The sequence below is a fragment of the Achromobacter sp. SD115 genome, assembly GCF_017355315.1.
Taxonomy (GTDB): domain Bacteria; phylum Pseudomonadota; class Gammaproteobacteria; order Burkholderiales; family Burkholderiaceae_B; genus Achromobacter; species Achromobacter xylosoxidans_B.
On sequence record NZ_JADIJM010000015.1, the window covers coordinates 146762 to 158624 of the forward strand.

The window sequence follows — 11863 nt, forward strand, 5'->3', positions numbered from 1 at the left end:
ATGGCCAGGGACGTTACCGCGTGGATACAGCACTTAAGTTCAGCTTGCCCAAATGGCGCCTGACGCGTTGGTTGACGCATTCCGGGCACGATACCCCCACGGATATCCGCTCGGCCCTGATCGCCAGTCTGTTCGGCACGCTCCCCATTTTTGCCGGCGGCGTCATCAACACCCTTATGATTTCCGGCGTCGTCGCCTGGCGCCGCCCCGAGCCGCTGTACCTGTCCTGGCTGGGGATGGAGGTGGTGCTGGCGTTGGTCCGCGTCCTGATACTGCGATCCGCCCTGCGCGCCGCGCCCAAGGGCGGCAACACCCATACCGACATCTACATTCTGCTGGCGCTGCTGTGGGCGTTCAGCGTGGGCTACGGCGTCTTCGTCACCTTCATCAACGGCGACTGGCTGGCCGCGACCCTGGCCGGCGTGTCCTGCGGGGCCATGGCCGGCGGCATCTGCTTCCGGAACTACGGCGCGCCGCGGCTGGTGGGCGCCATGATCTTCCTGAGCCTGGGGCCGATGTGCCTGGGCGCGGCCTTCACTGGCGAATACGTCACGGCCATTGTCTTCATCCAGATACCGTTCTACCTGGTCAGCATGAGCGTCGCCTCGCACCGGCTCAACCGCATCCTGGTGTCCACCATGCTGGCCGAGCGCGACAGCGAGCGCCGCGCCAGCCAGGACGCGCTGACCGGCCTGGCCAACCGCGCCGGCCTGCAGGCCGCGCTGGAGCGCGTCTGCACCAGCGCGCGCGGCCAGGACAGCTCCGCGGCGCTGCTGTACATGGACATGGACGACTTCAAGCTCATCAATGACACCTACGGCCATGCAGCGGGCGACCAGGTGCTGATGACCATCGCCCAGCGCATGCGCTCCATGCTGCGGGTGGACGACGTGGCCGCGCGCATCGGCGGCGACGAGTTCATCGTGCTGGTGACCGGCATCGACGCCACGGCGGCGTTGAAGCTGGGCGAACATTTGCTGCATGACGCCTCCCAGCCGATCACGCTGGCGGACGGCACGCGGGTCAGTGTGGGCCTGTCCATCGGCATTTCCATCGTGTCCGGCGCCAACCGCAACCCGGAAACGGCCCTGCATTCCGCCGACGCCGCCCTCTACCGCGCCAAGGCGCAAGGCGGCCGCTGCTGCGCCGTGGCTGGGGCCGAAGAGACCGAGACGACCGTGTCGGACGGCGAACCCGCCGTCGCCTGAGTACGCTGCCCGCGGCGGTCCACGAAACCTGAACCTCGATCGCATGCGATTTGCTTCTCAAAAGTTATCAGATAACCTGAGAAGTGTGTCTATAATGTCCCGATGCTGACCAAGAGCCTCACTCTGACCGAACAGGTCGCCCGCCAGATCGCCGCCGACATCGCCGGGGGCGCCTACCCCGTGGGCGCCAAGCTGCCGGCGGGCCGCGTCCTGGCGGAGCAATACGGCGTCAGCGCCGCGGTCATCCGCGAGGCCACCGAACGCCTGCGCGCCCAAGGACTGATCCAGAGCCGGCAGGGCTCCGGCAGCACCGTGCTGTCGCGCACCGGCGCGCAGGGCTTCCAGCTATCCGCCGGCATCGCGGTGGACCGCCAGCAACTGGCCGGCGTGTACGAATTGCGCATGGAACTGGAAGGCGGCGCGGCAGCCCTGGCCGCGTTGCGGCGCGACGACGCCGATCTGGCCGCCATGGCGCGCGCCCTGGCCGACCTGGAGTCGCATCTGGAAGATCCGGAGCGGGGCGTGGAGCACGACATCGCTTTCCACCGCGCCATTGCCGCCGCTACCCACAACAGCTGCTATCAAGACCTGCTGCAGTATCTGAACCTGCAACTCAGGCTGGCCGTCAGTACCGCGCGCAGCAACAGCCGCCTGCAAGCCGGCCTGACGGCCACCGTGCACCAGGAGCACGTGGCCGTGTTCGATGCCATCCGTGCGCGCGATCCCGAACGGGCGCGGCAAGCCGCCGCCCGCCATCTGCAACAGGCGGCCAGCCGCCTGCAACTCGATCTACTTCCTCCCGCCGCAAGGCAGACATCATGAGCGCATCCGACTTTCCGCAACGCCTGGTCCAGGCCCTGGGCCCCGACACCGTCATCACCGCCGAGGCCGACATCGCGCCCTGGCTGTCCGACTGGCGTGGCCTGTACAAGGGCCGCGCGCAGGCCGTGGTGCGCCCGCGCACAACCGCCGAGGTCGCCACCTGCCTGGCGCTATGCCAGGAGGCAGGCGTGCCGGTGGTGCCGCGCGGCGGCAACACCGGCCTGTGCGGCGGCGCCACACCGGACGGCGGCGCGGGCAACGTGGTACTGAGCCTGGACCGCATGAACGCGGTGCGTTCCATCGATACCATCGCCAACACCATGGTGGCCGAGGCCGGCGCCATTCTGGGCAACCTGCGCCGCGCCGCGCAGGACGCCGGCCGCCTGCTGCCGCTGAGCCTGGCGGCGGAAGATTCCAGCCAGATCGGCGGCAACGTCGCCACCAACGCCGGCGGCGTGAACGTGGTGCGCTACGGCATGGCGCGCGAACTGGTGCTGGGCCTGGAAGCCGTGCTGCCCACGGGCGAAATCTTTCATGGCCTGCGCACGCTGCGCAAGGACAACACCGGCTACGACCTCAAGCAATTACTGATCGGCTCCGAAGGCACGCTGGGCGTCATCACAGCGGTCGCGCTGCGTCTGTTCCCGCGCACCGACGTGCGCTCGGTGGTGCTGGCCGCCGTCGAGTCGCCGGCGCAGGCCCTGCAACTGTTCGAGATCCTGTTCGAACAATGCGGCGCGCGGTTGCAGGCGTTCGAGTATTTTTCGGGCGATTGCCTGGACCTGGTGCTGGCGCACGCCGCTGGCGTGCAGGAACCGTTCGGTCAGCGCTATCCGGCTTACGTGCTGGTGGAATTGGCGGATACAGCCGACGAGGCCGCGCTGAACGGCCTGGTGGAAAACGTGATCGGCACGGCGCTGGAACGCGGCCTGTGCCTGGATGCGGCTGTCTCCGCATCGCTGGCGCAACTGCAGGCGCTATGGAAGCTGCGCGAGGAAATCTCCGAAGCCCAGCGCGCCGACGGCCCGCACCTGAAGCACGACGTGTCGCTGCCGATCGAACGCATCCCCGACTTCATGGAATCCGCCGAAGCCCGCGTGCGCGCGCTGTACCCGGACCTCCGCCCCTTCATCTTCGGCCACTTCGGCGACGGCAACCTGCACTACAACCTGTCACGCCCCGCCGGCGCGGACCGCGACTGGGTGGCGGTGCATGGGGCGGCGATCACGGATGCGGTGCTGGACGAGGTGAATCGTTATGGCGGGAGCATTTCTGCAGAGCATGGGATCGGGCAGTTGAAGCGGGACCATTTCTTGCATAGCAAGGATGCACTGGAGTTGCGGTTGATGCGGGAGATAAAGGCTGTTCTTGATCCTGCGGGGATTATGAATCCTGGGAAGTTGCTGTAATTTCTTGGGGCGCTTTTTAGCGGAGCCTTTTGGGTTGCTGCTCGGTTTGTATGAACGAGGCTTCGTAGGCCGCACGGCGGCGCGGGCGGCATGGCGGGGAGCGCCCACGATTGCGGTCCGGAGCCTTCGCTCCGGACTGCCCCTTCGTCATCTTCGTCACCGCCTTCGGCGGTTCCTTCAGATTCCCTCGGGCGCATCGAGGTTGCTCGCCGCCATGCCGCCCGCGCCGCCGTGCTACCCGCGTTTCGGTTTGATGCGCTGCTAGAGCCGTGGTCGGTTGCGAGTTTTGCGGGGCCCGCCGATTACGGCCGCCCGGGCGGCCGTAATCGGCATACGCGGTTTCGCGCGCTGTGAAGGTTGCGCTGGCGCGAATGCGGCGGGTGGTTTGCTAGTGGTTGTCGCCGTTTTGGGGGAGGGGCGGTGATGGGCGGCGCGCGATGGATGGTGGCTTGCGCGCGCAGATTCTCTCGCGCGCGCCGCCCATCCGGCGGCGGGGTTGAAATGACGAATTGCCAGCACCCCAACATGATCTGCATGCATCGATGATGGGGTACGTGCGAAATGTGTCGTCGCTTGTGGGCATCCCTGTACCCACTTCATCCATTCGACGCGATCATCATCAGCGCGCAGCGTCATTACCTGACGTCAGACACCGCGTAAGCCCCCAAAGGCCGCCCGCGCGGCCGGCCGGGGGCGGGCCCCGCAAGATCCTCGCCCACCCCCACCGGTGGCGAAAACGCCAAGCACACTGCCCGACCCGGCGTCCGTGAAGATTCAACAAACAGAGCACGGCGCGGCAGCGGCTTGCCGGGTGCGGGGCGTCGATAAGCCCGAGGGAATCCGAAGGAGTCGCCGAAGGCGAGGACGAGGATGACGACGGGGCAGTCCGGAGCGAACGCTCCGGACCGCAATCGTTGCCCCGCACCCGGCAAGCCGCTGCCGCGCCGTGCGTCTCAAGAACTCAAAACAGACGCCCCAAGAACATCACTGCCGATGATAAACCTCGGCCCCTTTCTTAACGAACTCAATCGACTTCTCCTCCATCCCTTTCTGCAACGCATCCTTCTCACTAACCCCCTGAGCCGCCGCATAATCCCGCACGTCCTGGGTGATCTTCATCGAGCAGAAATGCGGTCCGCACATCGAGCAGAAGTGCGCCACCTTCATCGAATCCTTGGGCAGCGTTTCGTCGTGGAATTCCTTCGCGGTGTCTGGGTCCAGCCCCAGGTTGAACTGGTCGTCCCAACGGAACTCGAAGCGCGCCTTGGACAGCGCGTTGTCGCGGATCGCCGCGCCCGGGTGGCCCTTGGCCAGGTCCGCCGCGTGGGCTGCGATCTTGTACGTGATGATGCCGTCCTTCACGTCCTTCTTGTTCGGCAGGCCCAGGTGTTCCTTCGGCGTCACATAACAGAGCATTGCCGTGCCGTACCAGCCGATCAGCGCCGCACCGATGCCGGAGGTGATGTGGTCGTAGCCCGGGGCGATGTCGGTGGTCAGGGGCCCCAGCGTATAGAACGGCGCCTCATGGCAGTGTTCCAGTTGCAGCTCCATGTTCTCCTTGATCATCTGCATCGGCACGTGGCCCGGGCCTTCGATCATGACCTGCACGTCATGCTTCCACGCCACCTGCGTCAGCTCGCCCAGCGTCTTCAGCTCGGCGAATTGCGCCTCGTCGTTGGCGTCGTAGCCAGAACCCGGGCGCAGGCCGTCGCCCAGCGAGAAGCTGACGTCGTAGGCCTTCATGATTTCGCAGATTTCCTCGAAGCGCTCGTACAGGAAGCTTTCCTTGTGATGCGCCAGGCACCACTTCGCCATGATCGAACCGCCGCGCGAGACGATGCCGGTCATGCGGTCGGCCGTCATCGGGATGAACGGCAGGCGCACGCCCGCATGGATGGTGAAATAGTCCACGCCTTGTTCGGCCTGTTCGATCAGCGTGTCGCGGAAGATCTCCCAGGTCAGGTCCTCGGCCTTGCCGTCCACTTTCTCCAGCGCCTGGTAGATCGGCACGGTGCCGATCGGCACCGGCGAGTTGCGGATGATCCATTCGCGCGTTTCGTGGATGTGCTTGCCGGTGGACAAGTCCATGACCGTGTCGCCGCCCCAGCGGATCGCCCACGTCATCTTTTCCACTTCCTCGCCGATGCCCGAGCTGACCGCGGAGTTGCCGATGTTGGCGTTGATCTTCACCAGGAAGTTGCGGCCGATGGCCATCGGCTCCACTTCCGGGTGGTTGATGTTGGCCGGAATGATGGCGCGGCCGCGCGCGATCTCGTCGCGCACGAACTCCGGCGTGATGGCGGCGGGAATGGCGGCGCCGAACGATTGCCCCGGGTGCTGGCGCAGCAGGCGCTTGACCATCTTTTCGCCATCGGGGCCGCTGTCGCGCAACGTCTGCAGATAGTGCTCGCGGCGCAGGCTTTCGCGGATCGCCACGTATTCCATTTCCGGCGTGATGATGCCGCGGCGGGCGTAATGCATCTGCGAGACGTTGGCGCCGGACTTGGCGCGGCGCGGCGGACGTTGCAGGTCGAAGCGCATGGCCGTCAGCTTGGGGTCGGTCAGGCGTTCCTTGCCGTAGTCGCTGGTGGGGCCGGACAGCACTTCCGTATCGCCGCGCTCTTCGATCCAGCCGCGGCGCAGTTCGGGCAGGCCGCGGCGGATGTCGATCTTGGCTTCCGGGTCGGTGTAGGGGCCGCTGCAGTCATAGACGGTCAGGGGCGGGTTCTTCTCGCCGCCGAACATCGTCGGCGTGTCGTCCTGTTCGATTTCGCGGAACGGCACGCGGATGTCGGGGCGCGAGCCCACTTCATACACGCGGCGGGATTTGGGCAGCGGTGCGACGGCCGCCGCGTCGACTTCGGCGGTAGCGGCCAGGAATTTGGGATTGGCGTTCATGGAAAGCTCCAAGCGAGTGGTTGGAGCCGATCGGGAAGGAACTCCCGCCGCGCGCGCAAAGACGCATGGCGGGAATACGGCTCCCAGCATCGGCATTATCCGTACTGGTACGAAGGGACTCTCTCAACACGTCCTGCCCTGTAGGCGGGACGAGTACCCCTGCGCGAAACCGAAGTATAGAGGCTGGCGCGCGTTCCGACGAATCGCGCGGCTGCTGCGCCGCGAAGACCGGTGCAGGCCGAAGCTGGTATTACCGCTTTACAATTGGATTCAGACTGGGGCGACACTGTCATTCAGGTTCGGTACACTTTTCCCATTACCGGCCATGGAGAAGTGGCCTGGTCTTAGTCCACTTAAGAAGGAATCGAGCATGCAACTGACCCTACGCAAATTGGCGCCCGCCCTGGTAGTCGTGACGTTGGCGCTAGCGGGTTGCAAGACCGCCCCGACTAAGACGTCTGGCGACACCGCCACGCCGCAAGCTGGCCAAGAAGCGACCAAGCCCGCCGCCGCGGCCTCCGTGGACTTTTATCTGGCGCAGAAGCAGCCCGGCGCTGGCCTGCGTGAAATCGCGCTGCCCGACGGCAAGCTTTACATGCAGTCCGTGCCTGTCCTGACGCGCGCCGACCTCACCGACGCCGCCGCGCTGGTCGACCGCCAAGGTCAGAACTTCGTCGGCCTGCGCTTCTCGGAAGCCGGCGCCCGCAAGCTCAATGACGTCAGCACCAAGAACGTCGGCAACATGCTGGCGCTCGTGATCGACCAGGAACTGGTCGCCGCCCCGCTCATCGGCGAACCGCTGAACCGCGGCGTCCTCGCCTTCGGCGTGGCCTCGGCCCAGGCCGCCTCCGAAATCGCCGCCAAGATCCGCGGCGACGCTGCCACGCCGCCGGCTGGCGGCGCCGCCCCGGCGCCCGCTGCCAAGCCCTGAGCGAAGCAAGCGAAAAAAAGCCCGGCAATGCCGGGCTTTTTTACGCCTGCAGGAAAGATGGCCGGCGATCAACCCGGCTTGCGGCCGCGCGTCTTCGTGCCGCGGCGGAGCAGGATGGTTTTTTCGATATAGGCCTGCGTGATCGATTCGAGGATCAGGCGGTCGTCAGCCGTGAGCGATTCGAACTGCGAAGGCGAAATATTCGGGAAGGGCCAGGGCGCCATCGGGCGCGGCCGGCCGCCGGGGCGCGGCGCGGGTTCGGCCACGCCAGGTGCAGGCAGGGTGTTGCTGAGGTCGTAGCCTTCCACGGGGAGTTCCATGGGGCCTTTGCCGGTTTCCAGCCATTCGACCTCGATCTTCAGGACTTGCGCCAGCTTGCGGGCCGAACGGCTTGAATGCCGCAAGTCGCTTTCGTAGCTGCCGATGGCACTTTGCGAAATGCGCGCCAGACGGGCGAGATCCTTCTGCGTGTGGCCACGCAGCAGGCGCGCATGCTTCAGTCGGTCTGAGAATGTTTTCACACCGGCGATTGAAGCTTGCTGGTCACGCGCTTTGGTGGTTATAAATATTACTTAAGTGATATTTATCAAAGGTGAGCGCATGGAGCAACGAGGCAGCGTCTTCGTCGTACGGCTCGACGAAACGGCGGGCGAGGATTTCGCCGAGGCCTTGCGTCTGTTGCGTTGGCAGGCCCGGGTCTTCGATACGTCCGCCGGGGTATTGGAACACTTGCAGGCCCAGGCGGCTGATGCCCTGGTACTTTTGGGAGGTATCAAGGGCGTGCCGGCTCTCATCGCCATGTTGCGTCGTGCGGCGCCAGCCGCGGCGGTGCTGTGGCATGCCGCGGCGGCCAGCGCGTCCGATCGCATCGCCGCGCTGGATGCGGGCGCGGACGTCTGTATGTCCGCAGACAGGGACGTGCTGGAATGGGATGCTTTGCTGCGCAATCTGCACCGGCGCACGCCGGCCGTCGCACTGCCTTGGCGGCTCGACCCGCATGCTGGCGCACTGGCCGGGCCTGCTGGCGAGTACCTGCCGTTGACGGTAACGGAGCGCGCTTTTTTTGTCCGCTTATTGAACGCGCCAGGCTATTGCCTGCGCCGGGAATGCTTCTTCCCGGCCGGCACGCGCAAATCCCTGGATGGGGCGCGGCGGGTGGATGTGCTGTTGTCGCGGCTGCGCAGCAAGGCGCGTCGTCTCAATATCGACCTGCCCGTGCTCGCGGTGCGCGGATGGGGCTACATCCTGCTGCCCGAGGGCGCTGCGAGAGGGCAGGGCTTCAGAGCACTACCAGGTTGTCCCGGTGCATGAGTTCGGGTTCGGTCATGCTGCCCAGGATGCGCGCGATCTGCGACGAAGGCTGGCGCAGGATGCGGCGGGTATCGGCCGATGAGTAATTGATCAGGCCCCGGGCGCATTCGCGGCCCTGGCCATCCACGCAGGCGACCACGTCGCCGCGGCCGAACTCGCCGTCCACCTCGGTCACGCCGATGGGCAGCAGGCTCTTGCCTTCGCGCAGCAGCGCCTGCACGGCGCCGTCGTCCAGCACCACGCGTCCGCGCAGGCGCAGGTGATCGGCCAGCCATTGCTTGCGCGCCGACCACACGGGCAGCACGGCGCGCAATTCGCTGCCGATGCATTCGCCCTGGGCCAGGCGCGTGAGCACATTGCGTTCGCGACCCGACGCGATCACGGTGTGCGCGCCGCTGTGCGCGGCGCGCTTGGCCGCCAGCACCTTGGTCAGCATGCCGCCGGTGCCGATGCCGCTGCCAGCGCCGCCAGCCATGGCTTCCAGCGCCGGGTCGCCGGCCTGGGCGTGCGCCATGAATTTCGCCTCGGGATTCTTGCGCGGATCGGAGTCGTACAGGCCGCGCTGGTCCGTCAGGATGACCAGCGTGTCGGCTTCGATCAAATTGGTGACCAGCGCGCCCAGCGTGTCGTTGTCGCCCAGCCGGATTTCGTCGGTGACGACCGTGTCGTTTTCGTTCACGATCGGCACCACGCCCAGGCGCAGCAGTGCGAACAGCGTGCTGCGCGCGTTCAGGTAGCGGTGGCGGTCGGCCAGGTCTTCGTGGGTCAGCAGGATCTGGGCGGTGCGCAGGCCGTATTCGGCGAAAGCCGCCTCATAGGCCTGGCACAGGCCCATCTGGCCCACGGCCGCGGCGGCCTGCAGTTCGTGCATGACCGACGGGCGTTTGCGCCAGCCCAGGCGCGCCATGCCTTCCGCGATGGCGCCGCTGGAGACCAGCACGATCTGCCGTCCCTGCTTGTGCAGGGCAGCGATCTGCGCGGCCCAGTGCGCCACGGCGGCGCGGTCCAGGCCGCGGCCTTCGTTGGTGACCAGCGACGAGCCGACTTTGGCGACGAGGCGCTGGGCGTTGGTGACGACGGAAACGGCGGGTGTTTCAGCAGACATGATGGCGGCCGGCTGCGGCGATAAAAAAGGCGTAATCGTAAGGACTGCGATTATGGCTTATTCGTCGTCGCCGCGCGGCGTGGGCCGCTGGTCGGCGGTCGAGCGCTTGTCGTCGAAGCGCGGGTCCGGCGCGACATAGTCGGCTTCGGCCTGATCTTGCGACAGGTATTCCTTTTCGCGCTCGGCGTCCAGGTAGTCCTGCAGCGCGTAGATCAGGTCTTGCGTGCCTTCGCCCGACAGGCCGGAAATGCCGAACACCGGACCCTTCCAGTCGTAGAGTTCAAGGAAGCGGCGCTTGGTGTCCTCGGGATCGGGCACCATGTCCAGCTTGTTCAGCACCAGCCAGCGCGGCTTGGCGGCCAGTTCCGGATCGTAGCGGCGCAGTTCCTCGACGATGGCGCGCGCGTCCACCACGGCTTGCTCGACCGGATCCGCATCGGGATCGGGCGTGGACACGTCCACCAGGTGCAGCAGCACGCGGGTGCGCGCCAGGTGGCGCAGGAACAGGTGGCCCAGGCCGGCGCCTTCGGAGGCGCCTTCGATCAGGCCGGGAATGTCGGCCACGACGAAGCTGCGCGACGGCGAGGTGCGCACCACGCCCAGGTTGGGGTGCAGCGTGGTGAAGGGGTAGTCCGCGATCTTCGGCTTTGCATTGGAAATGCGGGTGATCAGCGTGGACTTGCCGGCGTTGGGCAGGCCGAGCAGGCCCACGTCCGCCAGCACCTTCAGTTCCATGCGCAGGTAGCGGTGTTCGCCTTCCTTGCCCGGCGTCCACTGGCGCGGCGCGCGGTTCACGCTGGACTTGAAGTGGATGTTGCCCATGCCGCCCTGGCCGCCGGCGGCCAGCACGACTTTTTGCTCGTGCTGGTTCAGGTCGAACAGGACTTCGCCGGTTTCGGCGTCATGGATGATGGTGCCCACCGGCACGCGCAGCGTGATGTCCGGAGCGGCAGCGCCGTACTGGTCCGAGCCGCGGCCGTTTTCGCCGTTCTTGGCGCGGTGCAGGCGCGCGTAGCGGTAGTCGATCAGCGTATTGATGTTGCGGTCGGCCACCGCGAAGATGGTGCCGCCGCGTCCGCCGTCGCCGCCGTCCGGGCCGCCTCGAGGAATGAATTTTTCGCGGCGAAAGCTCGCCACGCCATTGCCGCCTTTGCCGGCGACGACTTCGATGGTGGCTTCGTCTACGAATTTCATGATGTCCGCGCGTGTAGTGAGTGGTGGGGCGCACGCCCGTCATCGGGCGCCGCCAGGAGGCAGGGGCCGGAACCGTCCGGCTGCTGCCCTAAAACGAAAAAGCCTAAAACAAAAAAGCCCTGCCGCATGCGACAGGGCTTTTGCCGTTCTGAAACGCGGCGAACCGCGTTGCTGACCGTGCTTGTCCGATTACTCGGCAGCGACGATCGAAACGGTCTGCTTGTTCAACGCGCCCTTGAAGCCGAATTGAACCTTGCCGTCGATCAGCGCGAACAGGGTGTGATCCTTGCCCATGCCGACGTTCACGCCAGCGTGGAAGCGCGTGCCGCGCTGACGCACGATGATCGAACCAGCGGGAATCAATTCGCCGCCGAATGCCTTGACGCCCAGACGCTTCGATTCTGAGTCGCGTCCGTTCCGCGTAGAGCCGCCGCCCTTTTTCTGTGCCATGTTTAGCTCCTGCTAAGTGGTACCGAGTCGCTTCTTAAGCCGTGATGGCTTCGATGCGGATTTCGGTGTAGTTCTGACGGTGGCCCTGACGCTTCTGATAGTGCTTGCGACGGCGCATCTTGAAGATCTTGACCTTGTCGTGGCGGCCTTGCGCAAGAACCGTTGCCTTGACCACGGCGCCGGAGACGAGGGGCGTGCCAACTTTCAGCTGGTCGCCTTCGCCCACGGACAACACTTGGTCCAGGGTGATTTCTTGCCCAATGTCTGCCGGTATCTGTTCTATCTTGAGTTTTTCGCCAGCGGCAACGCGATACTGCTTGCCACCGGTTTTTACGACCGCGTACATGGGGTGTTCCTTAAATAGGTAAATGGGTTCATCCGCGCTGCCTGCCCTGCTGGGCGGGACTGCCGCTCTGGCGGGACACTCTTTTCATCTGGCGCCAGAGTTTGGCGGAAAGAAAAAAGGCCTTGATGCTTGAGGAAGATCCAAAACCGGATTTAAGACCGGGTCTAAGCCTACCTCTGCACCCAGAGG

General features: G+C 65.7%; 11 protein-coding genes. 5 read left to right on the forward strand and 6 right to left on the reverse strand.

Translation table 11 applies throughout. The annotated features are described in order from the left end of the window. The first annotated feature begins 20 nt into the window (after window positions 1-20). From IPU70_RS20980 to IPU70_RS20990, 3 genes are all read left to right on the forward strand, one after another. The gene (locus IPU70_RS20980) at window positions 21-1208 is read left to right on the forward strand and encodes a GGDEF domain-containing protein (RefSeq protein ID WP_207469971.1); all 1188 of its coding nucleotides are present in this window, start codon (window positions 21-23) and stop codon (window positions 1206-1208) included. Window positions 1209-1310: 102 nt separating this feature from the next. Next, a complete protein-coding gene (locus tag IPU70_RS20985; protein ID WP_207469972.1) occupies window positions 1311-2030 on the forward strand; it encodes a FadR/GntR family transcriptional regulator in 720 nt (239 codons plus the stop codon). After that, window positions 2027-3439 carry an FAD-binding oxidoreductase gene (locus IPU70_RS20990; RefSeq protein WP_207469973.1) on the forward strand — a complete coding sequence of 471 codons (1413 nt, stop codon included), beginning with the start codon at window positions 2027-2029 and terminating at the stop codon, window positions 3437-3439. Before IPU70_RS20985 ends, IPU70_RS20990 begins: the two co-directional genes overlap by 4 nt. A gap of 984 nt (window positions 3440-4423) precedes the next feature. Here the strand turns inward: IPU70_RS20990 and thiC are convergent. Further along, window positions 4424-6337, reverse strand: a complete 1914-nt coding sequence (gene thiC, locus IPU70_RS20995; protein WP_013396649.1) for a phosphomethylpyrimidine synthase ThiC — start codon at window positions 6335-6337, stop codon at window positions 4424-4426. 370 nt (window positions 6338-6707) lie between these two features. Here thiC and IPU70_RS21000 point away from each other — a divergent pair, with 370 nt between their 5' ends. Then, window positions 6708-7268: a preprotein translocase subunit SecD gene (locus IPU70_RS21000; RefSeq protein WP_207469976.1), complete on the forward strand. Its 561-nt coding sequence runs from the start codon at window positions 6708-6710 to the stop codon at window positions 7266-7268. Between the two features lie 68 nt (window positions 7269-7336). On the opposite strand, the gene IPU70_RS21005 is transcribed toward IPU70_RS21000, so the two are convergent. Further along, window positions 7337-7789 carry a helix-turn-helix transcriptional regulator gene (locus IPU70_RS21005; protein WP_207469978.1) on the reverse strand — a complete coding sequence of 151 codons (453 nt, stop codon included), beginning with the start codon at window positions 7787-7789 and terminating at the stop codon, window positions 7337-7339. A gap of 79 nt (window positions 7790-7868) precedes the next feature. Between IPU70_RS21005 and IPU70_RS21010 the strand changes: the two genes are divergently transcribed. Next, window positions 7869-8579 (forward strand): transcriptional regulator, encoded by a 711-nt coding sequence (locus IPU70_RS21010; protein ID WP_207469980.1) that lies wholly within the window; start codon window positions 7869-7871, stop codon window positions 8577-8579. Here IPU70_RS21010 and proB read toward each other — a convergent pair. From proB to rplU, 4 genes are all read right to left on the reverse strand, one after another. Next, complete coding sequence (gene proB / locus IPU70_RS21015; protein WP_207469982.1) at window positions 8548-9684, reverse strand: glutamate 5-kinase; 1137 nt, start codon at window positions 9682-9684, stop codon at window positions 8548-8550. The genes IPU70_RS21010 and proB overlap by 32 nt on opposite strands. Window positions 9685-9741: 57 nt before the next feature. Then, window positions 9742-10878, reverse strand: a complete 1137-nt coding sequence (gene obgE / locus IPU70_RS21020; RefSeq protein WP_207469985.1) for a GTPase ObgE — start codon at window positions 10876-10878, stop codon at window positions 9742-9744. Window positions 10879-11067: 189 nt separating this feature from the next. Continuing rightward, window positions 11068-11328, reverse strand: coding sequence for a 50S ribosomal protein L27 (rpmA, locus tag IPU70_RS21025; protein WP_006216229.1), 261 nt, complete (start codon window positions 11326-11328; stop codon window positions 11068-11070). Window positions 11329-11362: 34 nt separating this feature from the next. Then, window positions 11363-11674 carry a 50S ribosomal protein L21 gene (gene rplU / locus IPU70_RS21030; protein WP_006216228.1) on the reverse strand — a complete coding sequence of 104 codons (312 nt, stop codon included), beginning with the start codon at window positions 11672-11674 and terminating at the stop codon, window positions 11363-11365. Window positions 11675-11863: the final 189 nt, after the last annotated feature.

Coding starts and splice junctions, on each gene's coding strand:
- rplU (WP_006216228.1), bottom strand. CDS start 11,674: ATGTACGCGGTCGTAAAAACCGGTGGCAAGCAGTATCGCGTTGCCGCT.
- rpmA (WP_006216229.1), bottom strand. CDS start 11,328: ATGGCACAGAAAAAGGGCGGCGGCTCTACGCGGAACGGACGCGACTCA.
- thiC (WP_013396649.1), bottom strand. CDS start 6,337: ATGAACGCCAATCCCAAATTCCTGGCCGCTACCGCCGAAGTCGACGCG.
- IPU70_RS20985 (WP_207469972.1), top strand. CDS start 1,311: ATGCTGACCAAGAGCCTCACTCTGACCGAACAGGTCGCCCGCCAGATC.
- proB (WP_207469982.1), bottom strand. CDS start 9,684: ATGTCTGCTGAAACACCCGCCGTTTCCGTCGTCACCAACGCCCAGCGC.
- obgE (WP_207469985.1), bottom strand. CDS start 10,878: ATGAAATTCGTAGACGAAGCCACCATCGAAGTCGTCGCCGGCAAAGGC.
- IPU70_RS21010 (WP_207469980.1), top strand. CDS start 7,869: ATGGAGCAACGAGGCAGCGTCTTCGTCGTACGGCTCGACGAAACGGCG.
- IPU70_RS20990 (WP_207469973.1), top strand. CDS start 2,027: ATGAGCGCATCCGACTTTCCGCAACGCCTGGTCCAGGCCCTGGGCCCC.
- IPU70_RS21000 (WP_207469976.1), top strand. CDS start 6,708: ATGCAACTGACCCTACGCAAATTGGCGCCCGCCCTGGTAGTCGTGACG.